At 63.7% G+C, this 25343-nt stretch carries 19 protein-coding genes; 10 read left to right on the top strand and 9 right to left on the bottom strand.

All coding sequences use genetic code 11. The annotated features are described in order from the left end of the window. Positions 1 to 53 precede the first annotated feature (53 nt). From HGP13_RS18175 to HGP13_RS18160, 4 genes are all read right to left on the bottom strand, one after another. On the bottom strand, positions 54 to 1403 hold the full coding sequence (locus tag HGP13_RS18175) for an FAD-binding oxidoreductase (protein WP_172227887.1): 1350 nt from the start codon (positions 1401 to 1403) through the stop codon (positions 54 to 56). A 2-nt stretch (positions 1404 to 1405) separates the two neighbouring features. Continuing rightward, positions 1406 to 2839 carry a UbiA family prenyltransferase gene (locus HGP13_RS18170; RefSeq protein ID WP_172227885.1) on the bottom strand — a complete coding sequence of 478 codons (1434 nt, stop codon included), beginning with the start codon at positions 2837 to 2839 and terminating at the stop codon, positions 1406 to 1408. A gap of 226 nt (positions 2840 to 3065) precedes the next feature. Next, positions 3066 to 3329: a hypothetical protein gene (locus tag HGP13_RS18165; protein ID WP_172227883.1), complete on the bottom strand. Its 264-nt coding sequence runs from the start codon at positions 3327 to 3329 to the stop codon at positions 3066 to 3068. A 166-nt stretch (positions 3330 to 3495) separates the two neighbouring features. Then, a complete protein-coding gene (locus HGP13_RS18160; RefSeq protein ID WP_172227881.1) occupies positions 3496 to 5985 on the bottom strand; it encodes a mechanosensitive ion channel family protein in 2490 nt (829 codons plus the stop codon). Between the two features lie 185 nt (positions 5986 to 6170). Here HGP13_RS18160 and HGP13_RS18155 point away from each other — a divergent pair, with 185 nt between their 5' ends. The 5 genes from HGP13_RS18155 to HGP13_RS18135 all read left to right on the top strand — a co-directional run bounded on the left by HGP13_RS18155 (position 6171) and on the right by HGP13_RS18135 (position 12937). Further along, positions 6171 to 7430, top strand: a complete 1260-nt coding sequence (locus HGP13_RS18155; RefSeq protein ID WP_172227879.1) for a sarcosine oxidase subunit beta — start codon at positions 6171 to 6173, stop codon at positions 7428 to 7430. Between the two features lie 9 nt (positions 7431 to 7439). After that, positions 7440 to 7736, top strand: coding sequence for a sarcosine oxidase subunit delta (locus HGP13_RS18150; RefSeq protein ID WP_172227877.1), 297 nt, complete (start codon positions 7440 to 7442; stop codon positions 7734 to 7736). Further along, positions 7733 to 10741, top strand: a complete 3009-nt coding sequence (locus tag HGP13_RS18145; RefSeq protein ID WP_172227875.1) for a sarcosine oxidase subunit alpha — start codon at positions 7733 to 7735, stop codon at positions 10739 to 10741. Before HGP13_RS18150 ends, HGP13_RS18145 begins: the two co-directional genes overlap by 4 nt. Next, a complete protein-coding gene (locus tag HGP13_RS18140) occupies positions 10734 to 11321 on the top strand; it encodes a sarcosine oxidase subunit gamma (RefSeq protein WP_172227873.1) in 588 nt (195 codons plus the stop codon). Before HGP13_RS18145 ends, HGP13_RS18140 begins: the two co-directional genes overlap by 8 nt. Positions 11322 to 11494: 173 nt before the next feature. Then, positions 11495 to 12937: an MFS transporter gene (locus HGP13_RS18135; RefSeq protein WP_172227871.1), complete on the top strand. Its 1443-nt coding sequence runs from the start codon at positions 11495 to 11497 to the stop codon at positions 12935 to 12937. A gap of 19 nt (positions 12938 to 12956) precedes the next feature. On the opposite strand, the gene HGP13_RS18130 is transcribed toward HGP13_RS18135, so the two are convergent. Further along, on the bottom strand, positions 12957 to 13661 hold the full coding sequence (locus HGP13_RS18130) for a nitroreductase (protein ID WP_172227869.1): 705 nt from the start codon (positions 13659 to 13661) through the stop codon (positions 12957 to 12959). A gap of 225 nt (positions 13662 to 13886) precedes the next feature. On the opposite strand from HGP13_RS18130, the gene HGP13_RS18125 reads away from it, so the two are divergent. Genes HGP13_RS18125 through HGP13_RS18105 form a run of 5 tightly spaced genes read left to right on the top strand, consistent with a single transcriptional unit; the run spans position 13887 to position 21428 of the window. Beyond that, on the top strand, positions 13887 to 14429 hold the full coding sequence (locus HGP13_RS18125; RefSeq protein WP_172234760.1) for an XRE family transcriptional regulator: 543 nt from the start codon (positions 13887 to 13889) through the stop codon (positions 14427 to 14429). A 22-nt stretch (positions 14430 to 14451) separates the two neighbouring features. Continuing rightward, positions 14452 to 16905, top strand: coding sequence for an FAD-dependent oxidoreductase (locus tag HGP13_RS18120; RefSeq protein WP_172227867.1), 2454 nt, complete (start codon positions 14452 to 14454; stop codon positions 16903 to 16905). Then, complete coding sequence (locus tag HGP13_RS18115; RefSeq protein ID WP_172227865.1) at positions 16902 to 17807, top strand: homocysteine S-methyltransferase family protein; 906 nt, start codon at positions 16902 to 16904, stop codon at positions 17805 to 17807. The genes HGP13_RS18120 and HGP13_RS18115 overlap by 4 nt, the downstream gene beginning before the upstream one ends. Continuing rightward, positions 17800 to 18981, top strand: coding sequence for a pyridoxal phosphate-dependent aminotransferase (locus tag HGP13_RS18110; protein WP_172227863.1), 1182 nt, complete (start codon positions 17800 to 17802; stop codon positions 18979 to 18981). Before HGP13_RS18115 ends, HGP13_RS18110 begins: the two co-directional genes overlap by 8 nt. After that, positions 18978 to 21428 carry an FAD-dependent oxidoreductase gene (locus tag HGP13_RS18105; protein WP_172227861.1) on the top strand — a complete coding sequence of 817 codons (2451 nt, stop codon included), beginning with the start codon at positions 18978 to 18980 and terminating at the stop codon, positions 21426 to 21428. Before HGP13_RS18110 ends, HGP13_RS18105 begins: the two co-directional genes overlap by 4 nt. 46 nt (positions 21429 to 21474) lie before the next feature. Here HGP13_RS18105 and HGP13_RS18100 read toward each other — a convergent pair whose 3' ends face one another. The 4 genes from HGP13_RS18100 to HGP13_RS18085 are packed head-to-tail and all read right to left on the bottom strand — an operon-like array spanning position 21475 to position 25341. Next, the gene (locus tag HGP13_RS18100) at positions 21475 to 22062 is read right to left on the bottom strand and encodes an NAD(P)H-dependent oxidoreductase (protein ID WP_172227859.1); all 588 of its coding nucleotides are present in this window, start codon (positions 22060 to 22062) and stop codon (positions 21475 to 21477) included. Continuing rightward, positions 22062 to 22643, bottom strand: a complete 582-nt coding sequence (locus tag HGP13_RS18095; RefSeq protein WP_172234759.1) for an NAD(P)H-dependent oxidoreductase — start codon at positions 22641 to 22643, stop codon at positions 22062 to 22064. The genes HGP13_RS18100 and HGP13_RS18095 overlap by 1 nt, the downstream gene beginning before the upstream one ends. Further along, positions 22643 to 24040: an FAD-binding oxidoreductase gene (locus HGP13_RS18090; protein WP_172234758.1), complete on the bottom strand. Its 1398-nt coding sequence runs from the start codon at positions 24038 to 24040 to the stop codon at positions 22643 to 22645. The genes HGP13_RS18095 and HGP13_RS18090 overlap by 1 nt, the downstream gene beginning before the upstream one ends. After that, on the bottom strand, positions 24040 to 25341 hold the full coding sequence (locus HGP13_RS18085) for a cytosine deaminase (protein ID WP_172227857.1): 1302 nt from the start codon (positions 25339 to 25341) through the stop codon (positions 24040 to 24042). Before HGP13_RS18085 ends, HGP13_RS18090 begins: the two co-directional genes overlap by 1 nt. Positions 25342 to 25343 lie beyond the last annotated feature (2 nt).

Here is a 25343-nt window from a genome sequence, read left to right as displayed (position 1 = left end):
TGAGTAAATCTTGCAATTAATCATTTGCTAACCACGATTCATTCCAATTTTATCTATTCCGCGGCCTCAGCGCCGCGCCGCCGCAGGTCGATGCTGCCAGCCGTGCGCGCCCAGAAATCGGACATAAAGGCAGGGTCGCGCAGCGCTTCCAGCCTTGGCCAGTCCGCAAAGGAGGCGGCGAAGGTTGCCGCGTTCATGCGCGCATCCTTGTAGGGGTTGACTGCACCGCCGGCCGCGATGGTGATGCGGTCGAGTTCGCCAAGCAAGGCAAGTGTCGGCTCCCCCTTGTTGGGGAAATCCAGCGTCAGCGTGTAGCCCGGCCTGGGGAATGACAGCAGCGCCGGCGAGCGAATTGAGCCAAAGCGTTTCAGCACGGTGAGGAAGGACCCCTGCCCGGCCCGCCGGGCAGCGACCAGCAATTCCGGCACCACGGCACGCGCGACCTCTTCCGGCACCACGCTCTGGTGCTGGAAAAGCCCTTTGGGGCCATAAAGCCGGTTCCAGTCGCGCACGCCGTCGAGGGGGAAGAAGAAACCTTGATAGCCGGTCTGGCGCGGCACCGTGGCGCGGCCTTTCTTCCATCGGTAGGCGGCATTGAAAGCGGTCAGGAACGGCCGGCTGAGCACGTTGAATGGCGGCTGGAACGGCACCACGAAATTAGCGCCGGCGCGCGCGGCCGCATGCGAGCCATGCTCGGCATGGTTGCCGGTGAACAGCAGGCCGCGGCCACTGTTGCGGCCGCCGGCGAGCTGGTCGATCCAGGCCACCGCATATTCATTGGCCTGGTCCGCCGCCTCGGCCAGATCGAAGAATTCGCCGAGATCGCGAAACGGCGTCGTCTTCTCGACGATGTCGAGCGAAGGCACCCGCATCAGCCTGATCGAGGCCGACAGGATCAGGCCGGTCAGGCCCATGCCGCCGATGGTCGCCGCAAACAGGCGCGGATTGTCCATGGCCGAGCAGCGATAGGTCTTTCCATCGGACCGCAGCAGCATGAAACTCTCGACATGGCAGCCGAACGTGCCGCGCCGGTGGTGGTTCTTACCGTGCACGTCATTGGCGATGGCGCCGCCGAGCGTGACGAATTGCGTGCCCGGAACGACAGCCGGGAAGAAGCCGTGGGGTGCGGCGTACGCGATGGTATCCGACAGCAGCACGCCGGCATCCGCCTCGAGCACGCCGGTCTCGGCGTTGAAGGCGCGGATGCGGTTCAGGGTCCGCATGTCGACGACCGCGCCGACCTGGTTCTGGCAGGAATCGCCATAGGAACGCCCACTGCCATAGGCCAACAGCGACCCATCCTTCGCCTGGCCACCCTTCAGCAGCGCAATGGCGTCGTCGGCGTGGATCGCACGTGGCGCAGGCGGCCTGGCGAGGCCAAAGCTCTGGAACCGGCCGGCCATACCTACCAGCCCCCGATGACCAGCAGCACCGCGCCGATCGCCACCACGATCTGGCTGCGCCAGTCGCGGATGATGAACACGACCGGGTCGTCATGCATCTCGTCGCGGCGCGCCAGGATCCAGACGCGCATGGTCAGGTAAAGGACGATCGGTGCCAGCGGCCAGATCAGCCATGGATGTGGATAGAGTTCGCGCACCGCGACGCTGTCCATGTAGAGCGCCAACACCAGCGCCGAGGAAAAGGCCGAGGCCATGCCGGCCTGGGCGACGATCTCCTGATCCTCGGTGCGATAGCCACGGCCGACAATGCGTTCGCCGGGCGGAATGGCGGTGGTGCGCAATTCGACAAAGCGCTTCACCAGCGCCAGCGACAGGAAGAAGAAGATCGAGAAGGCGAGCAGCCAGAACGAGACGTCGACGCCGGTCGCGGCCGCACCGGCGATCACGCGGATCGAATAGAGGCCGGCAAGCGTCAGCACGTCGACCAGCAGCATGCGCTTGAACGACAGCGAATAGGCCGTGGTGACGACCATGTAGCCGCCGAGCACACCGAGGAATTGGATTGGCAAAAACAGGCTGGTGCCGATGCCGATCGCCAACAGCACGACGATCGCGCCGAGGCCGAACGGGATCGACAGTGCGCCGCTGGCGAACGGCCTGTTGCGCTTGGTGATATGCTTGCGGTCAAGCGCGAGGTCGAAGAAATCGTTGAGGATATAGATGGCGGACGCCACCGCACTGAAAGAGATGAACGCCAGCAGGCACTGCCAGATCATGTTGGTGTTGAAATATTCGTGCGACAGCACCATCGGCACGGCGATCAGCGAGTTCTTGAGCCACTGATGCACGCGCAGCATCTTGACGATGGTCCGCAAGGTCGGCTTCGGCGCCGGCATGGTTTCGGCGCCATGCGCCGCCTGCCAGCGCGCGGCATCACGGTCGGGCGCGACAACGATTGCATTGCGCGCGGCGTCGAAGACCTGGAGGTCATGGCGGCTGTTGCCGGCATAATCGAAACCGCCGTCGCCATAGGCGGCGACCAGCGAAGCACGCTTCTTGCCAGAGGTGAGATTGTCGAAACCATCGGTCGCCAGCACCCGGTCGAAAATGCCGAGATGGGCAGCTATGGCGTCGGCGAATTTGCGCGGCGTGCCGGTCGCCAGCACGATCTGGCGGCCTTCGCTGTGCTCGGTACGGAGCCGGTCGAGCAAGGGCGCGCGATAGGGCAGTGTCGCGGGGTCGATGTCGATGCGCTGCGCGATCGCCTGCTTCAGCCGCGCCGGCCCGCCGGCAGCCCAGAATGGCACCAGGAAGATATAGAGCGGGTTCTTCTTGAGCAGAAGGAACAAGCCTTCCCACAACAGGTCGGTTGCGATCAGCGTGCCGTCGAGATCGACCGCAAGCGGTATTGCGTTCCTGTCCGACCGCGCGTCCATGTCCGTCCTGCCCTGCCAGCGTATGATCCGGGAAACCGGAATCTGGTTGCGCGCCGCGTTTTGGCGTCTTGACGCTGGTATAGCGGGGGATGGCGTAGCGAACGTTAAAACGCCTGGTTGCAGACGGCTGCCGCACCGGTATTTCCGGCGTCGTTATTAAACAAATGCTACCGGAAACGATAAAAGGCCGAGCAAATGCCCGGCCTTTCCAATTATGCCATCGAGATTACTTGATGCGGGCGACGCCGCCCGAGATTTCGACGGTTTCCGAGCCGGTCAGGGCTTCGAGGTCGCCGTTGGGCAAGGTGACGAAGCAGCCGTTCTGGCAGAACTCGACGGTTTCACCGCCAGCCAGCGCTAGCTCGGTCTTGCTGCCACCCTCGGTCACGACCAGCGTGCGGGTCTCGGCGTCCTTGTTGACCGCGCTGGCGGCATTGGCCGTACCGCTCACGGCGAGCAAGCCGACGGCGACGACGAGAGACTTCCACATGTTGCAATATCGGTGTTCCCACCGCCTCTGTTGCATTTCGCAAGGCATTTTCGCCCTTTGCATGGGAGCTTATATGAGATGGAAGCTGAACCGCAACTGAATGCCGCATTCATGCCGCAATTGGTTTTGGCTTCTCCAGGCACGCCAGTTGTCCGATGTGCTGGACCTAGTCGGGATCAGGTTTGCGCACCTTGCGCCCGGTCTTGACCAAACGCTTCTTCTCCGCCTCGGCGTCCGCCTTCGCCTGCTGCTGGTCGGCAAAGTCGGCCTCGATCTTGTCGTCGTCGGTCGGCCAGGCCTTCGCATGCTTGGTCTCGATAACGGCGCGCGGCGTCGAGGGTATCTCGATGTGCTGGTCGGTGAATCTTTCCAGCACGGCGAAACGGACGTCGTTTTGCACGATATTACCGTTCATCACATCGGCCAGGAAAACACGGATCTCGAATTCGAGCGCGGCAAGTCCAAAATTGGAAAACAGCACGAAGGGTTCGGGGTTCTTCAGCACCATCGGATGGCTGCGCGCAATCTCCAGCAGGATGGCGTGAACCTGCTTGACGTCGCTGCCATAGGCGACGCCAACCCTGATGTCGATGCGGCCGAGCTTGTTGCGATGCGTCCAGTTGCCGACGGCATTGTTGATCAGGTTCGAATTGGGCAGGATCACCGACTGCCGCTGAAACGTCTCGATCTCGGTAGCGCGCACACTGATCTTCTTGACCGTACCGCTGACGTCGCCGGCCACGATCCAGTCGCCGACCTTGAATGGCCGCTCGGCCAGAAGGATCAGGCCGGAGACGAAATTCGACACCACGTTCTGCAGACCGAAACCGATACCTAGGGAAAGCGCACCGGCGACCAGCGCCAGGCTGGAGAGATCGATGCCCGCCGCTGATATGCCGACCAACCCCGCCAGCGCCACGCCGGCATAGCCGACCGCCAGCCGGATCGAGTTGCGCACGCCGGTATCGACCTTGCCGCGCGCCATGACGGAGCCGTCGAGCCAGCCCTGGAACCAGCGCGTCAGGAAATAGCCGATGACGAAGACGATGATGCCCGAAAGGATGCCGGTAACCGAAATCGTCACCGAACCGATATTGATCCCGGTCGCGAGCTTGTAGGCCCAGGCCTGGATGTCGCCTGGCTGGAAGCCCCACATCAGCAGGATCAGCGGCAGGAAAACCAGCACGATCAACAGGTTGATGGCAATGCTGACGACAAGGCCGAGTTGGTCGAGTGCGGTGTCTTCGTAGCTGGAATTGGTCGACAGCCAGCGCCCGACGGATGTGTTGGCGAAAGCCCCCTCCTCGCCGATCGCGCGCGCCGACAGGAAGCCGATATAGGCGGTGATCAGCGCCGTGCCGGTGACCACGACCTGCAGCGAGACGAACAGCGCAAGACCGATATAGCCAAGCAGAGCGGCGACGATGGTGAACAGGCCAAGCGCCAGCGCCAGGTAGCGCAGCCATGCCGGCCACGGCCGCCAGCTTCCGTCCCGCGCCTTGAACGGCCGCAGCATCGCCATCAGGATCAGGATGATGCCGACGATGATGGTGGCGACGAAACTGCGCGCGATGGTCAGCGACAGCGGCGAGCCCATCTTGTCGTTGATAACAGACAGGAAGGTGTTGACTGAGATGACCACCGCCATGGCGGTGGCCAGGCGCACCAGCCAGCGCGCCGGCCCGGTCTCGACTGGGATCAGGCGCCAGTTTGGCAGCCGCGGCTCCAACGCCGCATTGGTCAGCCGGTTGACGCAGAACACCACGCCAATGACCGTCGCCATCGCGTTCAGGAAGAGGCCAATGTCGCCACGCAAGACGTTGTAGTAATTGAAAAAGAAAATGGTCGAGCCGAGAAATGCGCCGACCGCCAGGGTCGGCAGCAATGTCGACCAGAAGGCCACCGTGAGGCGGCTGAGATAGGATGGGTCTTCATTGGTGGGGTCAGCCTCGAACATGCGCCCGAACAGGCGCCTGCCGCCGACCAGCAGTACCAGCGCCAGGCCGAGCGCCACGAAAGTTGCAGCGAGGATGGCCTGGAATTTGAACTTGAAGGCGAAGCTCAGCCATGACGACACCGCCTTGTAGAAATTGTTGAACTCGTCGCGGGCGTCGGAAAACACCTGCGGGCTCAGCGCATCCGAGAGCACGTAGCGCTTGGTCAAAAAGTTACGGAACAAGTCACTGCGCATCTTGCCGATCTTGTCGATCAACCCGCTGATACGGATCGACAGGTTCTGCGCGCTGGCGACGACAGCGTTGATCTCGGCCTTTTCCGACGCCAGCGCCTGGCGTTCGCCGGTCACGATGTCGGGCTCCGACGGCTGGCCCGCCGCCGGCGGCGGACCCAGCACCTCGATGCGATTGTTGATGTCGGTGAGCCGCGAACGGAACGCCAGCGCGCTGGTCAATGCCGCCCGCGACACATCCTCCAGCTGCAGACGGATATCCACGAGCGAGGCATCGTCCTCACCATCCTGCTGTATTTTCTTTTCGAGATCGTCGGCCTTGGCCGTCAGCCCCTGAATGACTTTCTGCTGATCGGTGATCAAGCCGGCGGCGCCCTGGCCAAGCGCTTGCGCCATCGCCTCGAACGAAGGCTGCGCCGAAACGACGAGCGCGAGGATCAGGAAGAGGCGAAGCAATCGAAAAAGCATGATTTGTTGGCGACTCATGGGCGGCAAAGGCATTTCAAAAAGCCTGTCCTTGATAAAGACGGCCATATCATGGGGCAAGCCGTCGCATCGCGGCGTCGGTCAGTCGAAAGGCCATGGCGCAATATTGGCTTTGCGGATGCGGCCTGCTCTATAGTCTGCCGCATCGCCCGAACCGGATGACAATGATGGCAGAGTACTCGGCCTTTTCGCTGCTTGCGAACGCGCTCAAGGGAAACAAGGACTGGAAGCCGGCCTGGCGCAAGCCCGATCCGAAGGCTTCCTATGATGTCATCATCATCGGCGGTGGCGGTCACGGTCTGGCGACCGCTTACTATCTGGCCAAGGAACACGGCATCACCAACGTCGCGGTGCTGGAAAAGGGCTGGCTCGGCTCCGGCAACGTCGGCCGCAACACCACGGCCGTGCGCTCGAACTACCTGCTGCCGGCCAACACCCGCTTCTACGAGCATTCGATGAAGATGTGGGAGAACCTCTCGCACGAACTCAACTACAACGTCATGTTCTCGCAGCGCGGCTGCCTGAACCTGGCACACACGCCGACCCAGTTCGACGACTATGCAAGGCGCGGTAACGCCATGCGCCATCTCGGCGTCGACGCAGAGCTGATGACGCCGGCCGAGATCAAGCGCCTGATCCCGGCGCTCGATATTTCCAGCGAGGCGCGCTTTCCCGTGGTCGGCGGCCTGATGCAACGGCGCGCCGGCACCGCCCGCCATGACGCGGTGGCCTGGGGTTATGCGCGCGGTGCCGACCGGCGCGGCGTCGACATCGTCGAGAACTGCGAGGTCACCGGCTTCCTGCGCGATGGCGACCGCGTCACCGGCGTCACCACCTCGCGCGGCGACATCCGGGCCAAGAAGGTGGCGGTTGCCGTGGCCGGCAGCACCGGGCGCGTCATGCATCTCGCTGGCATCGAAACGATGCCGATCGAGAGCCATGTGCTGCAGGCTTTCGTGACGGAATCGCTAAAGCCCTTCATCGACACGGTCGTGACCTTCGGCATGGGCCATTTCTACATGTCGCAGTCCGACAAGGGCGGCCTTGTCTATGGCGGCGACATAGACGGCTACAACAGCTACGCTCAGCGCGGCAATTTGCCCATCGTCGACGAGGTGATGAGCGAGATGCTGGCGCTGTTCCCGGGCCTTGCGCGTGTGCGCATGCTGCGCTCCTGGGGCGGCGTCTGCGATATGTCGATGGACGGCTCGCCGATCATCACCACCGGCCCCCTGCCCGGCATGTATCTCAACTGTGGCTGGTGCTACGGCGGCTTCAAGGCGACGCCGGCCTCCGGCTGGACCTTTGCCTGGACCATCGCCAAGGATGAGCCGCACGACTTCAACGCGCCGTTCACGCTCGACCGCTTCCACCGCGGCCTCGTCATCGACGACAAGGGCCAGGGCGCGAACCCCAGGCTTCATTAGGAACATCCTGTGCTCATCACCTGCCCCTATTGCGGCCCGCGCGACGTAATCGAGTTCACCTATCAGGGCGACGGCAATCGCGAACGACCCGACCCCGTCTCGCAGAATTTCGAGGCGTGGAACGCTTATGTCTATGACCGGCTGAACCCGGCCGGCGATCACAATGAAATCTGGCAGCATTCCGGCGGTTGCCGCGCGCATCTGCGCGTCGTGCGCAACACGCTGACGCATGAGATTTCCCGCGTCGCCTTCGTGCGCGGCGATCATGGCTCAGCCGCGCGCCCCAAGGCGGAGGACGAGGCATGAGCCCGCGCCGCACCGACACTGGTGGCCGCATCGACCGGCTGAAGACGATCCGCTTCACCTTCGACGGCGTTGCCTATACCGGCCATGCCGGCGACACGCTGGCCTCGGCGCTGCTGGGCAAGGGCGTCACGCTTTTCGGGCGCTCGTTCAAATATCACCGCCCGCGCGGCCTGCTCACCGCAGGTGTCGAGGAGCCCAACGCACTGGTGACTGTGCTGAAGGGCGAGGTTCGCGAGCCCAACATTCCGGCGACCATGGTCGAGATCCATGACGGGCTGGTGGCGATCAGCCAGAACCGCTTTCCCTCGCTGGCCTGGGATATCAATGCCGTCAACCAGCTCGGCGGCAAGATCCTGTCGGCCGGTTTCTACTACAAGACCTTCATGGGACCGGTGATCGGCCCGCTGAAGGGCACGCGCTTCTGGATGTTCTGCGAACATTTCATCCGCCGCGCCGCCGGTCTGGGCAGCGCCGGATCGGCGAAGGATCCCGCCCGCTACGAGCGCATGAACGCCTTTTGCGACGTGCTGGTGGTCGGCTCCGGCCCCGCCGGCCTGATGGCCGCCAAGGCGGCCGCCGATCAGGGCGCCCGCGTCATTCTGGCCGATCTCGAACCGCGTTTCGGCGGCTCGACCAACTGGTCGGATGAGACCATCGACGGCGCGCCCGCCGCCGATTGGGCCCGCCGCACCGTCACCCAGCTCGCAGGCCGCGACAATGTCCGGCTTTTGCCGCGCACCACGGTCTGGGGCTATTACGACAACAACACCCTTGCGGCACTTGAACGGGTCAGCGACCACAAGGAGCAGCCCGTCAAGGGCGAGCCGCGCCATCGCTATTGGGCGATCCGCGCCAAGTCCGTGGTGCTGGCTACCGGCGCCTTCGAGCGTCCATTGGTCTTTCCGGGCAATGACAGGCCGGGCGTGATGCTGGCCCATGCCGCCGAGCGCTATGCCAACGAGTTCGGCGTGCTGCCGGGCGAACGGATCGCACTGTTCACCAACAATGACAGCGCCTATCGCGCGGCTGTCGCCCTGAAGAAGGCAGGTGCGGCGATCGTCGCCATCGCCGACGTCAGGTCCGAGCTTTCGCCAGAGATGCGCAAGCTCGCCACAGAAGCCGAGGCTGAGATCTTTGCCGGCCACGCCGTCATCGCCACCGAGGGTGGCAAGGCGCTGTCCGGCATCAAGGTCCAGCGTTTCGACATGGTCACCGGTACGCTGACCGGTGATGAGCGCAGCATCCATGCCGACTGCCTGCTGATGTCGGGCGGCTGGTCGCCGACCATCCACCTGGCCAGCCAGGCCGGCGCCAAAGCGGAATGGAATGCCGCACGACAGGCCTTCCTGCCGCCGAAGCCGACGCAGCATTGGCCAACACAACAATGGCTTGGCGCCGGCGCCTTCACCGGCAGTTTTTCCACCGCCGAGGCGATCGCCGAAGGCCGCGCCGCTGGCCTTGCGGCCGTCGGCGGAACGGGCACGCCGGCGGCATTGCCGACCGTCGAAGCCGTACCTAGCGATCCCGATCCGGCACCGGTCTTCGAGATCAGGGCCAAGGGCAAGAGCTTTGTCGACTTCCAGCACGATGTGACGGCGGAAGATGTCCGCCTGGCACACCGCGAAGGCTTCGTCTCGGTCGAGCACCTGAAGCGCTACACCACGCTCGGCATGGCGACCGACCAGGGCAAGAGCTCCAACGTTCCAGGTCTCGCCATCATGGCCGAGGCGCTGGGCAAGCCGATCCCGGAAGTCGGCACGACGCGTTTCCGGCCGCCCTTCGCGCCGGTGTCGATCGGCTCGCTGGCGGCGGAGCGCTTTGGCGACCTGAAGCCGGAGCGGCTGACGCCGATGCATGACTGGCATGTCGCCAACGGCGCGACCATGTATTCCGCCGGCCTCTGGTACCGACCGATGATCTACGGGCTTTCCGGCGAAACCGTCGAGCAGGCTTATGTGCGAGAAGCCAAGGCGACGCGCGAAAGTGCAGGGATCGTCGATGTCTCGACGTTGGGCAAGATTGCCGTGCAGGGCCCCGACGCCGCCGCATTCCTCGACCGCGTCTACACCAACATGTTTTCGACGCTCGCCGTCGGCAAGGCGCGCTATGGGCTGATGCTGCGCGAGGACGGTCTTGCCTTCGACGACGGCACCACCTGGCGGCTCGGCGAACAGGATTTCCTGATGACCACCACCACGGCCAACGCCGGCAAGGTGATGCAGCATCTGGAATATTTCCTCGACGTGATCTGGCCGGACCTCAAGGTCCACGTCACCTCGGTGACCGACGAATGGGCGGGTGCCGCGATCGGCGGACCGAAGGCCAGGGCAATCCTTGCTGCTTGCGTGACCGTCACCGCCGTCGACAATGCGACCTTGCCATTCATGGGCATCGTTCGTGGTGAAATCGCTGGCGTGCCGGTGATGATCTGCCGGTTGTCCTTCTCCGGCGAAATGGCCTTCGAGGTCTATTCCGGCGCCGGCTATGGCACCCATGTCTGGGAAGCGCTGGTCGAGGCTGGCAAGCCGTTCGGGCTGGTCACCTACGGGCTCGAGGCGCTGGGTACGATGCGCATCGAGAAGGGCCATGTCACCGGCGCCGAGATCGACGGCCGCACCACGGCGCGCGACCTGCATCTCGACTGGATGCTGTCGAAGAAGAAGCCGTTCATCGGCTCGGCGATGATGGACCGCGAAGGCCTGATCGCGTCCGACCGGCTGGAACTGGTCGGCCTGATCGCGCTCGACAATCGGCCGCTCAATGGCGGCGCGCACATTGTCGAAGAGCTTGACGAGGCCAATCCGCACGGCTCGATCGGCCACATCACCGCTTGCTGCTATTCGCCCGCGCTCGGCAAGCATATCGCGCTGGCGCTGGTCGCGGGTGGCAAGGCAAGGCACGGCACCCGCGCCCATGTCTCCGATCCACTGCGCAACCGCTTCGGGCCGGTCGAAATCGTCTCCAACCATTTCTACGATCCGGAAGGGACCCGCATGCATGGTTGAGCGCCAATCCCCCCTCGAGCCGGAGTTTCATGTCGGCTCGCATGGCAATTTCGAGCATGGCGTCGAGATCATCCTCACCGAAACGCGGCCGGGCTCGATTGTGCAGCTCACCGCCTGGCCGGGCGAGGAGAAGACGCTGATATCAGCCATCCGCACCGTCACCGGGCTTGCGCTGCCCGACGGCGCCGGCGGCGGGCTGAGCGACGGTGTGAAAGCGGTGTTCGGCTTCGCGCCGGGAAAGTTCACCGTGGCCGATGAAGCCGAAGGGCTGGCCGCTTCCTTTGCCAAAGTGGTGACGCCGGCCATCGGCACGGTGACGGACCTGTCGCATGGCCGCACCGCCATCCGCATAGCCGGGCCGAAGGCCGAATGGGTGCTGGCGAAATTCTTCGCCATCGACTTCACCCTTACTGCCTTCCCGGTCGGCGCCGGTCGCTCGACCACCCATCACGACGTCTTCGCCCAGATCCAGCGCACCGGCGCCGACCAGTTCGACATCTACGTCTTCCGCTCGTTCGCGCGTTCGTTCTGGAAGGCGCTTTGCCATGCCAGCGAGGAAGTCGGCTACGAAGTACAATAGGCGGTGCGGCCAGTTGGCGGCCCTGCCGCTTCTGGCCTCAATGCCGGCCGGTTCTGCCGCTAGAGAATCGCGCCGCCAGCGGCCATGGTAGGAAAACGTGGCCGCCAGATCGGCCCAAGGGGTATAAAAATCCCGTCTCAGACTCGGCACATTCGTTTGGTTCGAACATCCCCATGACCGCAGAACTATCCGCCGGCGCCACGGATCGCGCCGATGTGTCGGCCAGAGCCTTGCTCCTGCTGCCGCTGACGGTCGCTTGTGGCGTGTTCATGACCAGCCTCGACCAGAACGTCGTGGTGACGGCGCTGCCCGGCATCGGCGAAAGCCTCGCCCGCCCGCCGAGCCAGCTCGGCCTGTTGATCACCGTCTATGTCGCCAGCCTGATCATCTCGATGCCGCTCGGCGGCTGGGCCGCCGACCGCTTCGGCCTGCGCAACGTCTACTGCTTTGCCTTGCTGGTGTTCGCCGGCTCGTCGGCGCTGTGCGGGCTGTCCGACAACATCTGGATGCTGGTCGGCGCCCGCGCCCTGCAAGGCTTCGGCGGTGCGCTGATGGGCACGCTCGGGCAGGTCGTCATATTGTCGAGCTTTCCGCGCAGCCGCACGCTCAAGGTCAACATGTATATCTCCGTGGCCAGCCAAACCGGGCCGCTGGTTGGGCCGCTCGTCGGCGGCGCGCTGACCACTTACATTTCCTGGCGCTGGATTTTCTTCATCAACGTGCCATTCGCGCTGGCTGCGGCAGTCCTTGCCGCCTCACTGTTCCCGACGGTGACCAAGCCAGTGCGCACGCGGTTTGATTTTCCAGGGTTCCTGCTGGTCGGCAGCGGCATGATCCTGCTGGTCTTCGGCATGGACTCGCTGGCCGCCAAGGACGCCGCCGGCGGCATGATCGCCGCTGAACTGGCGCTGGCGGTCGTCATCTTGTCGATTGCCTCGCTCTACTGCCTGCGCGTGACCAATCCCCTGCTCGACCTCAAGCTCCTGCGCATACGCACTTTCCGCATCTCGTTCCTCACCGGCGGCGGCCTGGACACGATCGGCCTCAGTTCCGTCGCCTTCCTGCTGCCGCTGATGTTCCAGCTCGGCTTCGGCATGAGCGCGGTGCAGGCGGGATCGCTGACCTTCGTTGCCGCGCTCGGCTCCGTGATCATGCGTTTCTTCATGCCGCGCGTCCTCAACCGGTTCGGTTTCCGCCGCGTGCTGGTCTTCAACACGCCGTTCGTGGCCGCCATGGTTGCCGGCTTCGCCTTGATACAGGCGACGACACCGGTCTGGATCGTGCTTGGCTATATCTTCGTTTTCGGCGTCTTTCGTTCCATACAATGGGCCTCGACCGGAAACCTCGCCTATTCCGACATCGCTCCCGAACAGCTCGCCCGCTTCAGCGCCCTCTATTACATCCTCTGGCAGCTGGCGGTGGCGATCAGCGTCGGCCTGGCGGCGGCGATGCTGTCGTTCCTGGCCGGCGGCGGGCCTGCCGTAACGAATGATTTCCGCATCCTATTCGCGATCGAAGGTGTGATCACGCTCTGCGCGCTGCTTGCCTATCTGAAGCTGACGCCGCAGGACGGCGCCCATGTCAGCGGCCACGGTATGCGGATGAATACGGAATAGAAGCCGGCTGACGAGCCGGCTATTCGCTGAACGTCACCCACTCTTCCAGCGGCACACGGTCGGTGCGGAAGGCGTTTTCCGGCTTGGAAATGTCCTCATAGCCCAGCGCCATGCCGCAGACGACGATCTCCTCGTCGGGAATGTTGAGCACCGGCCGGATCTGCCGGTGATAGGGCGCGAAGGCTGCCTGCGGGCAGGTGTGCAGACCCCTGCCCCGCGCCGCGACCATGATATTCTGCAGGAACATGCCGTAGTCGATCCACGAACCCTGGTTGAGGCGGCGGTCGATGGTGAAGATCATGCCGACAGGCGCGTCGAAGAAGACGAAGTTGCGGTCGTGTTGGGCGCGCATCTTGTCGACCTCCCGGCGGCCGATGCCGAGCGCGCCGTAAAGCCCGAAGCCGTTGGCGCGGCGCCGTGTCAAATAAGGCTCGAAGAACTGGGTAGGATAATAGCGATACTCGTCCCAGTCGGCCTTTTCGGCGCGGATACCGGAATTCAGGATAGCATCCGATATCTGTTGCTTGGTCTCGCCCTTGGTGACGTAGACCCGCCATGGCTGCATGTTGGTGCCGGACGGCGCGCGTGCCGCAACCGCCAGAATGTCGCGGATGGTGTCGTCGTCGATCATGTCGGGCAGAAATGCGCGCACAGAACGGCGCGACACGATCGCCTCATCGACGATCTCGGCCTCACTCGCGATTCGAGCCTTCTTTTCCAGCATGGGCCGTCCCTTAGCCTTTTTGTCGACCGGACGTCCCCACTCGCCGCTCGCGGCGGAGCCATTGCATGAACCGTCAAAATCCTGCAAGCAAATCTTGAGCATCGGTGAAAATCCGCTTGATTTTTTCATGAGCTTGATTTCTCATGAAAATCGGATTGAAATTTTCATGAAGAGCGCGTTTTGCCCTCCACTACCGCACGAACATTGCAGGGACCTGACGAACGCGTGCTGGCCGGCGATATCAGGGCGCTGCGCCGAGCACGCGGGCTGACGCTTGCCGAGATCGCGCTGAAACTCGGCCGTTCGGTCGGCTGGGTCAGCCAGGTCGAGCGCGGCCTGTCGACGCCATCGCTCAGCGACCTCAGGGCCTTCGCCGAGCTGTTCGGCGTGCCGATCAGCCTGTTCTTCAGCCATGACGTACCGGTCGAGAGCGAGCGCGGCGTGGTGGTGCGGGCCGGCAGACGCCGCACGCTTGGCACCAGCGAATCCGGCCTGGTGGAAGAACTTCTGTCGCCCGATCTCGGTGGTAGCTTCGAGATGGTGCGCTCGATCTTCGCGGCGGGCGCGGAGATGAAGACCGGGCAGCTGCGGCCGACCGAGGAAGCCGGCTATATCGCCTCGGGCATTTTCGAGATCGAGATAGCTGGTATCTGGCACCGGCTCGGTGAAGGCGATTCCTTCCGCTTCGAAGGCAAGCCCTATCGCTGGCGCAATCCAGGCACGGAGGCGGCGGTTGTCATCTGGGTGGTTTCACCACCCGTCTATTGAATTAAGATTCGGGAGAAGAAACATGGCGGGTTTGCCGAGCACGGCGCGCGTGGTGATCATCGGAGGTGGTGTCGTCGGCACCTCATCGCTCTATCATCTCGCCAAGGCGGGCTGGACCGACTGCGTGCTCTTGGAAAAGAACGAATTGACCTCGGGCTCGACCTGGCATGCCGCCGGCAATGTGCCGACCTTCTCCTCGTCCTGGTCGCTGATGAACATGCAGCGCTATTCGACCGAGCTTTATCGTGGGCTGGGCGCTGAAGTCGACTACCCAATGAATTACCACGTCACCGGTTCGCTGCGGCTCGCCCACTCGAAGGAGCGGATGCAGGAGTTCCAGCGCGCCAAGGGCATGGGCCGCTACCAGGGCATGGACATCGACGTGGTCGGCGTCGACGAGATCAAGCGCCGCTACCCCTTCATCGAAACGCATGATTTGAAAGGCGCTCTCTATGACCCGAGCGACGGCGACATCGATCCGGCCCAGTTGACCCAGGCGCTGGCCAAGGGCGCGCGCGACATGGGCGCGAAAATCATCCGCTTCTGCCCGGTCACCGGCGTGCGCCGCGAGAATGACGAATGGGTGGTCGAGACACCGCAGGGCGAGATCCGCTGCGAGATCGTCGTCAATGCCGCCGGCTATCGCGCCGCCGAAGTGGGCCGGATGTTCGGCCGCGAAGTTCCGATGATGGTGATGAGCCACCAATACATCCTGTTCGAGGAAATACCCGAACTCGCCGCATGGTCGAAGGAACAGGGCAAGAAGCTGCCGCTGCTGCGCGATGTCGACACCTCCTACTATCTGCGCCAGGAAAAGGCCGGCATGAATCTCGGCCCCTATGAGCGAAATTGCCGCGCGCATTGGGCCACCCACAATGATCCGATGCCGGAGGATTTTTCCTTCCAGCTCTTCCCCGACGATCTCGACCGGCTGGAACACTATCTGGCTGACGCCGTCGCCCGCGTGCCGATCCTCGGCACCGCCGGCCTGTCCAAGGTTATCAACGGACCGATCCCCTATGCGCCAGACGGCAATCCGCTGATCGGGCCGATGCCTGGCGTGCCCAATGCCTTCGAAGCCTGCGTCTTCACCTTCGGCATCGCCCAAGGCGGCGGCGCAGGCAAGGTGCTGGCCGAATGGGTGACGCAAGGCCAGACGGAATGGGACATGTGGTCCTGCGATCCGCGCCGCTTCACATCCTTTGCCTCGGCGCCCGATTATTGCGTCGCCAAGGGTCTCGAAATCTACGGCAATGAGTATGCCATCCAGTTCCCGCGCCATGCCTGGCCCGAGGGACGCGACCGGAAACTGTCGCCGATCCACGATCGCATCAAGGCGTTCGGCGGCCGCTTCGATGCCTATAATGGTTGGGAGCGCGCCACCTGGTACGCCAAGGACGGCGACGACATTTCCGAGGAAGCCACGCTGACCTTCCGTCGCGATGGCCCCTGGCAGCATCGCGTGCGCGAGGAATGCCTGGCGGTGCGCGACGCCGCCGGCATTCTCGACCTGCCCGGCTTCTCGCGCTTCAACCTCGAAGGCTCCGGCGCCGCCGAATGGCTGAGCCTGCAGGTCACCGGACTGGTGCCGAAGCCCGGCCGCATCGGCCTCGTCTACTTCGCCGACGACAAGGGCCGCATTGTCACAGAAATGTCCGTCGTGCGCCACGACGAGAATGTGATGACGTTGATCACCGCCGCGGTCGCGCAATGGCATGATTTCGAATGGCTGAAATCGCGCATGCCCAAGGACTCGCCATTCAAGCTGATCGACCGGACCGAGGAATTCTCCACCCAGATCCTGGCCGGCCCCAATTCGCGAAAAATCCTCGCCGATGTCTGCGACGCCGACCTTGCGCTGCCGTGGCTGACGCATCAGGAAACGAAGATCGCCGGCCGCTGGGCCAAGCTCGTGCGTGTTTCCTTCGCCGGCGAACTCGGCTGGGAAATCCACACCAGGGTCGACGACACAGCCGCCATCTTCGATGCCATTTGCGCGGCAGGACAACAGCATGGCCTGAAGCCGTTCGGCATGTACGCTCTGGATTCACTGCGGCTCGAAAAGGGCTACCGCACCTGGAAAGGCGATCTCTCGACCGACTATTCGATCCTGCAGGGCGGGCTCGAGCGCTTCGTGAAATGGGAAAAGCCCGACTTCCGTGGCAAAGCCGCGCTGCAGAACGAAAAGCAGCAAGGCGTGAAGAAGCGCTTCGTCACGCTGGTCGTCGACAACCCCGGCGATTGCGACGCGCCCTACATGTCGACGCTGTGGCATGGTGGCCAGATCGTCGGCGAGACCACGTCAGGCGGCTGGGGCCATCGCATCGACAAGTCGATCGCGCTCGGCATGTTGCGCATCGATTTGACCGAGCCCGGCACTTCAGTCGAGATCGAGATTTTCGGCGAACGCTTCAAGGCGATCGTGCAGAAGGACGAGCCTTTGTGGGATCCGAAGAACGAAAGACTGAGAGCATGAAGAAAGTCATCCTCACCGACGGTGGCATGGGTCAGGAACTGGTCCGGCGCAGCAAATCCGAGCCGACGCCCTTGTGGTCGGCCAGGGTGCTGATCGATGAACCCGATCTGGTACGCGATCTGCATGCCGAATTCATCCGCGCCGGCGCCCGTGTCATCACCATCAACACCTATTCGGCGACACCCGAACGCCTGGCGCGCGAGGGCGCCGAGGAGCTATTCAAGCCACTGCAGAAGCGCGGCATCGAACTGGCCAGGCAGGCTCGCAACGAGGCCGGCGATGCAGCGATCGCCGGCTGCCTGTCACCGCTTTTCGGCAGCTACGCACCGGCGCTGACCATCTCTTACCAGGAGACGCTCGACATCTACCGCCGCATCGTTGCCGAGCAGGCGAATGGCGTCGATCTCTTCCTGTGTGAGACCATGGCCTCGGCCGATGAGGCGCGGGCGGCCGTCACAGCGGCATCGGAAAGCGGCAAACCGGTCTGGGTATCGTGGACGTTGGCCGATCACGGCACGCCGCGGCTGCGCAGCGGTGAAACAATAGCCGCCGCGGCCAGAGCGCTTGATGGCCTGCCGATAGCGGCGCGGCTGCTCAACTGCTGCCGGCCGGAAGCAATCGCCGCCGCCTTGCCTGAACTGATCGATCTCGGCGGCCCGGTCGGCGCCTATGCCAATGGCTTCACCTCCACGGAGGCGCTCAAGCACGGCGGTACCGTCGATGTGCTGCACGCCCGTCACGACCTCGGCCCGGACGCCTATGCCGAGCAGGCGATCGGCTGGGTGGAGGCAGGTGCCGACATCGTCGGCGGCTGCTGCGAAGTCGGACCGCCGCATATTGCCGCGCTGCGCGACCGGCTCGAACTGGCCGGCTATGAGATTTCGGGAGATATACATGCCTAGACCATCATCGCGCATTTCCGGCATTGTCCCGTCAGGCAAGGATGGCTGGGAAGTCCACTCGGCCGCCTGGACCCGCAAGGCGGCCGGCGAGGACATCATCATGCTGTCGGTCGGCGACCATGATTTCGACACGCCTTCGCAAACAATCGAGGCCTGCGTGGCCGCGGTTCGCGGCAGCAATCACCACTATACGCCGCTGCCGGGCCTGCCGCGCCTGCGCCAGGCAATGGCGGCAGCCTCGAGCGCCTGCACCGGCGTCGAAACGACGCCGGATCAGGTCATCGCCACGCCGGGCGGCCAGGCCGCCCTTTACGCGGCCGTGCAGGCCGTGCTCGACCAGGGCGACCACGCCATCGTCGTTGCCCCCTATTACGCCACCTACCCCAACACGTTCAGCGCCGCCGGTGCCAGTTTCACCGTGGTCGAGACGCCGGCAGAGGATGGTTTCCAGCCGCATGCCGACATGATCCGCGCTGCGCTCAAGCCCAACACGCGCGCCATCCTGATCAACACACCGAACAACCCGACCGGTGCGGTCTATTCGCGCGAGCGGCTGGAACAGCTGGCCGAAATCTGCCGCGAGCACGACCTCTGGCTGCTGTCGGACGAGGTCTACTGGACGCTGGGCGGCGGCGAGCACGTCTCGCCACGCTCGCTGCCCGGCATGGCCGAGCGCACGCTTGTCATCAATTCCATGTCCAAGAGCCATGGCATGACCGGCTGGCGCATGGGCTGGCTGACCGGGCCTGAAGCAATGATCACGCTGCTCATCAACCTCAACCTGGTGACGACCTATGGCCTGCCGGCCTTCATCTCGGTCGCCTGCGCCGAGGCGCTGGAGAATCATTACGGCGTGAAGGATATCGCCGAGCGCTACGCGGCGCGCCGCACCGTCTTCCTCGACGCCGTGCGCGGCATGAACGACGTCGCCGTGCGCGGCTCCGAAGGCGGCATGTATGTCATGCTCGACATATCTGCGGTCGAACGCGACGACGAGAAATTCGCCTTCGCCTTCCTCGACAAGGAGAATGTCGGTGTGATGCCGGGCTCCAGCTTCGGCGAAGCCGCCGCCGGCCACATACGCATCAGCCTCTGCCAGCCGGAGCCCATTCTCCAAGAAGCAGCACTTCGGCTGCGCCGTTTTGCTTCCAGCTACCGTCGTGAGGCCGCATGACCACCAAGACCATCCCCACCAAGGCCCGGGCCGTCATCATCGGCGGCGGCGTTTCCGGCTGTTCGGTCGCCTATCATCTGGCCAAGCTTGGCTGGACCGACATCGTGCTGCTCGAACGCAAGCAGCTGACCTCGGGCACGACATGGCATGCCGCCGGCCTGATCGGCCAGTTGCGCGGCTCGCAGAACATGACGCGGCTGGCGAAATATTCGGCCGACCTCTACGTCAAGCTGGAAGCCGAGACCGAAGTCGGCACCGGCATGCGCCAGGTCGGCTCGATCACCGTCGCGCTGACCGAGGAGCGCAAGCACGAAATCTACCGGCAGGCGTCGCTGGCCCGCGCCTTCGATGTCGACGTGCGCGAGATTTCACCGAGCGAAGTCAAGCAGATGTACCCGCATCTCAATGTATCCGACGTCGTCGGCGCCGTGCACCTGCCGCTCGACGGCCAGTGCGATCCGGCCAACATCGCCATGGCGCTGGCCAAGGGTGCGCGCCAGCGCGGCGCCACCATCGTCGAGAATGTGAAGGTGACCAAGGTTCACACCAAGGCAGGCCGCGTCATCGGCGTGTCCTGGGCACAGGGCGAGGATCAAGGCACCATCGAGGCCGACATCATCGTCAATTGCGCCGGCATGTGGGCGCGCGAACTGGGCGCCCAGAACGGCGTCACCATCCCGCTTCACGCCTGCGAGCATTTCTATCTCGTCACCGAGCCGATCCCCGGCCTTTCCCGCCTGCCGGTGCTGCGCGTGCCGGACGAGTGCGCCTACTACAAGGAAGATGCCGGCAAGATGATGCTGGGCGCCTTCGAACCGGTTGCCAAGCCCTGGGGCATGGATGGCATCCGCGAGGATTTCTGCTTCGACCAGTTGCCCGAGGACATGGACCATTTCGAACCGATCCTCGAAATGGGCGTCAACCGCATGCCGATGCTGGCCACCGCCGGCATCCACACCTTCTTCAACGGTCCTGAAAGTTTTACCCCCGACGACCGCTACTATCTCGGCGAGGCACCGGAGCTCTCCGGCTACTGGATGGCGACCGGCTACAATTCGATCGGCATCGTCTCCTCCGGCGGCGCCGGCATGGCGCTGGCGCAGTGGATCAACGACGGCGAAGCGCCCTTCGATCTCTGGGAAGTCGACATCCGCCGCGCCCAGCCGTTCCAGAAGAACCGCCGCTATCTCAAGGAGCGCGTCTCCGAAACGCTCGGCCTGCTTTATGCCGACCATTTCCCCTATCGCCAGATGGCGACGTCGAGAAATGTCAGGCGTTCGCCCCTGCATGAGCACCTGAAGGCGCGCGGCGCGGTGTTCGGCGAGGTCGCCGGCTGGGAGCGCGCCAACTGGTTCGCCCGCGAAGGCCAGGAGCGCGAATACCGCTACTCCTGGAAGCGGCAGAACTGGTTCGACAACCAGCGCGAAGAACATTTGGCGGTCCGCAACAAGGTCGGCCTGTTCGACATGACCTCGTTCGGCAAGATCCGCGTCGAGGGCCGCGACGCCTGTGCCTTCCTGCAAAAACTGTGTGCCAACGACATGGACGTGGCGCCAGGCAAGATCGTCTACACGCAGATGCTCAACCAGCGCGGCGGCATCGAAAGCGATCTTACCGTCTCGCGGCTGTCGGATACGGCGTACTTCCTCGTCGTGCCGGGTGCTACACTGCAGCGTGACCTCGCCTGCCTGCGCCGGCATGTGGGCGAGGAATTCGTCGTCATCACCGATGTGACAGCGGCCGAAAGCGTGCTTTGCCTGATGGGCCCTGACGCGCGAAAACTGATCCAGAAGGTCAGCCCCAATGATTTCTCCAACAACAACAACCCGTTCGGCACGTTCCAGGAGATCGAGATCGGCATGGGCCTCGCCCGCGCCCACCGCGTCACCTATGTCGGCGAACTCGGCTGGGAACTCTATGTCTCGACCGACCAGGCAGCCCATGTCTTCGAGGCGATCGACGAGGCCGGCGCCGATGTCGGCCTGAAACTCTGCGGCCTGCATACGCTGGATTCCTGCCGCATCGAAAAGGCCTTTCGCCATTTTGGCCACGACATCACCGACGAGGACAACGTGTTGGAAGCTGGCCTCGGCTTCGCGGTGAAGACGGCCAAGGGCGAGTTCATCGGCCGCGATGCCGTGCTGAAGAAGAAGGAAGCCGGATTGAACCGACGCCTGGTGCAGTTCCGCCTGAAAGACCCACAGCCCCTGCTCTTTCACAATGAAGCGATCCTGCGCGATGGCAAGATCGTCGGCCCGATCACCTCGGGCAATTACGGCCACCATCTCGGCGGCGCCATCGGGCTGGGCTATGTGCCGTGCCAGGGCGAGAGTGAGGCTGATGTGCTGGCGTCGTCCTACGAGATCGAGATCGCCGGCGAGCGTTTCGCGGCGGAGGCGTCGCTGAAGCCGATGTATGATCCGAAGGCGGAGCGGGTGAAGATGTAGCGCGGTCTTTCTTCGCCCCGTTTGCGGGGAGAAGGACGCTAATTCCCTAAAACCGCTCCAGCTTCGCCCTCACCTTCGCCAGAAACGCCGCCCTCGTCTTTGGCGTCGAGGCATCCATCAGATAATGCGCCAGGAAGAACGTCTTGCACCTTGTCGCGCACAGCGCACGCATGCCGCGCAGCAATGTCTTGCGCCCGGGCTGGCCGACGACGACGCTCCACCAGGTCGGTGCACCGCAGGTGGTGATGACGCCGACCTTGGTCACATGCGTCATCAGCGATTTGATCCGTCCCTTGCCCGCCGGTAGCTTGAAGGCAACGTCGGTCGCCCATACGCGGTCGAGCCAGCCCTTCAGCATCGCCGGCAGCCCGTACCACCAGGTCGGGTAGACGAACAGGATCGCCTCGGCCCAGGCGAGCAGTTCGAAATGCGGCTTCAGCGCCGGATCCTGCGGCGCCTGGTTATTGTAGCTGCGCCGCTCCTCACAACCCATCACCGGGTCGAATTTCTCGGCATAGAGGTCGAGCAGCCGCACCTCCCAGCCCCTTGCCTTCAGCGCATCGACGGCGGTGTCGCGAATGCTTGCACAAAAACTTTCCGGCACCGGATGGCAATAGACCACTAGGACCCGCATCAGAACGCATCCATGCTCGCAGCAACCTTCGTCATGAAGGCCTTCCGTGTGTCGTCGGTCGACAGGTTCATCGCGTAGTGTGCGAGGTAAGTCACCGGCGCGCCCGGCTTTACCGTGGCGCGCAGCATGCGCTTGATCAGCTTGCGCGGCGGATCACCCATCACAATGGCGCGAAACCGGCTGCCGCCATAGGTGGTGACCGCCGCGACTTTGCGGATGTTGTGCAGCGACGGCTGCACCTTGCCGTCGACGAGCTTGAACGACACGCCGGGCAGGAAGACACGGTCGAAAAAGCCTTTCAGGATCGCCGGAAAGCCATAGTTCCAGACCGGATAGGAAAGCACCAGCGCATCGGCCCGCAACAGGCGCTCGACATACGGCGCCGCGGGGTCCGCGGAGCCGCGCGGATTGTGATAGTCCAGCCTCTCCTGGCGCGTCAGCCTGGGGTCGAAATCCTCGGCGTAGAGATCGCAGTCATCGACCGTATGCCCCGCCGCCGTCAGCCGCTCGACGATCAACCGGTGCAGGCCGGCATTGAAGCTGCTCTCGACCGGATGCGCGTAGAGGGCGAGGATGTTCATCATCCAACCCTCTGTAGCCCCTTGAACAGGAACGACTTGCCCGAGCGGTAATCATAGTCCGGGTTCTCCCAGGCGATCATCTTGCCGGGGTTGAGGAGCCCTTGCGGATCGGTCTCGCGCTTGAAGGCAAGCTGCACCTCGTCGGTCTGCTTCATACCGCCTTCCTCCAGCGTGTAGCGGTGCGGATTGAAGATCCAGCAGCCATTGTCCTCGTGGATACGGATGATCTCGTCCAGTCGTTCGGCCGTGGTGAAGCGCACGAGCGGCAACCCCGCGACGCCGATCGCGCCGTCGAAGCGGATGAATTCGAGATGCGCCGGCACCTCGTCGCCGAAGCGATCGACCATTGCCTTGACGTGGGCGAGATGATCCGGCGACGGATAGCGTGCCTGCAGATAGGTGATCGAGGGATCGACCCTGATGGCGCGCAGCGTCGTATGGTTCCACGTTAGCTCATAGGCCGGCGGCAGCCCCTTGAGATCGGCCTCGCGGTCGGCGCGGAACACGATCTCGCCCTTGCCACGCGCCGCAAAGGCGACAAACGCATCCATCGCGTGCGGCGCGATCATGCAGACGACAACGCTCTGCTCGCGCCGGAAGAAACGCTGGTGCCGTTTGAAATAGTCGTAAGGGATAGGTGCCGCGATCGGCGTGATTAGCTTCGCCAGTATGCCGTCCTGGACCGCGAGATCGTTGCCGAATCCGGCCGCGTCCATGAAATCGTCGAAGCCGACAATGACGTCGATCCAGTCATAGCTGGCGGTCAGCGGCATCTCGACCTCGGTGATGATGCCGTTGGTGCCATAGGCGTGCATGACTTTCAGCACATCCTCGCCAGTGAGATCCATGACGCGCGGCTCGGCCTCCATCGTCACCGTCCGCAGCCGGATGACATTGCCGAGATCGCGCAAGCCACCCCAGCGGATCGAGCCGACACCACCGGAACCGCCAGCGACAAAGCCGCCGATCGAGGCCGTGTTATAGGTCGATGGCGACATGCGCAGTTCCTGGCCGGAATGCGCGCGTGTTGCCTTGTCGATATCGGCCAGCACCGCGCCCGGCCCGGTCACCACGCGCCCCGGCGCGATCGATTTGATCTCGTTCATCTCGGCCAGATTGAGCACCACGCCGCCCGAAAGCGGCATCGCCTGGCCGTAATTGCCCGTGCCGCTGCCACGCGGCGTCACCGGCACGCCATGCCGATGGCAAGCGGCGAGCACGCGGATCAGTTCGGCCTCGGTCTTCGGCGTCACGATCAGGTCGCCGGTGACATGGTCGAGCTGCTGTTTCAGCACAGGGCTGTACCAGTAGAAGTCACGGCTCTTCTGTTGGACGATGGCCGGATTGTCGTCGAATTTCAGCCCGTCGAGATCGCGTTTGAGCGCCGAAACGTCCATCATTCCACCATCAGTTCGTCGAGTTCGGCATAGTCGGGCAATTGCCGGTCGATCGCGCGCCCGGCGCGCACGACGATGCGATCCGATTCGGGCCGCGACAGCAATTCGGTCCAGCTTCGACCTTTGAATAGGATGAAATCGGCATCGCCGCCTGCGGCAAGAGTGCCGAAACCGTCGACCCGCATCACCTTGGCCGGGGTCGCGGTCACCGCTTGCGGCCAGTCGGCGACCGGATGGTCGAAATGCAGGATGCGCGTCGCCATGCGGTAGACCTCCAGCATGTCGAGGTCGCCATAGGCGTAGAAAGGATCGCGCGTGTTGTCGGAAGCAACCGCCACCGGAATGCCCCTCGCCTTCATCTCGTGCAGCAGCGTCACGCCACGCCAGCGCGGCGTGGTCTGATCGGAGCGGCGATCCTGCAGATAGAGATTGCACATCGGCAGTGACACCACCGCCAGCCCGGCTTTCGCCACCTTGTCCAGCGTGTCCAGCACCTCGAGATCGGGCTGCCGCGCCAGCGAGCAGCAATGGCCGACAAGGATATTGCCCTCGAAGCCGCTCCAGAGTGCCGCCTCGGCGATCTTCTTCAACGAGATCGCCGCGACGTCGTCGGTCTCGTCGGCGTGGAAATCGAGGTCGAGCCCATGTTTGATCGCCTGCGCGAAGACATGGTCAAGCAACTCCTCCAGGTCCGGCACCATGTAAGTGACGACGCCGAGCACACCTTTGGCCGCAGCCACCCGTTTCGCCAGCCTGTCGAACCATTTCTTGTCGCGCACGCCCTCGATGCCGAGCAGGCAGGCGCCCTGCAATTCGATGCGGCCGCGCCATGTCTCGCGCATCGTTTCGAACACCGGCCAGGAGATTTCCTCCTGCGGCGCGACGCTGTCGAGATGGGTGCGCAGCGCCCTCGTGCCATGCGCATAGGCCGAGCGCAGCGAAAAATCCATGCGCTTGGCAAGATCCTCGGCGCCCCAGCGTGCGACGCGATCGGCGCCCGCGGCATTGAGCGCACCCATGAAGGTGCCATCGGGATTGGGCTTTCGCGGCCAGATATGACCCTTGTCGATATGGGTGTGGCAGTCGACGAAGCAGGGCAGAACGATGCGGCCGGCAAGGTCGATGGCATCGGCTGGTGCCCCTGCCCGATCATGTGCGGCAATGCCCGCGATCTTGCCATCTGCGACAGTGATGTCGAGCAGCGCAAAGCCATCCCCGTCATAGGCCGCAGCGAGCCCCGGCGTCAGCGATGCGTGAAGACGGGCATTGGCGAGCCGGTATGAAGCTGAGTCTGGAATCAAGG

The organism is Mesorhizobium sp. NZP2077 (assembly GCF_013170805.1).
Classification (GTDB): domain Bacteria; phylum Pseudomonadota; class Alphaproteobacteria; order Rhizobiales; family Rhizobiaceae; genus Mesorhizobium.
This window is presented reverse-complemented; position numbering and strand designations above follow the sequence as displayed.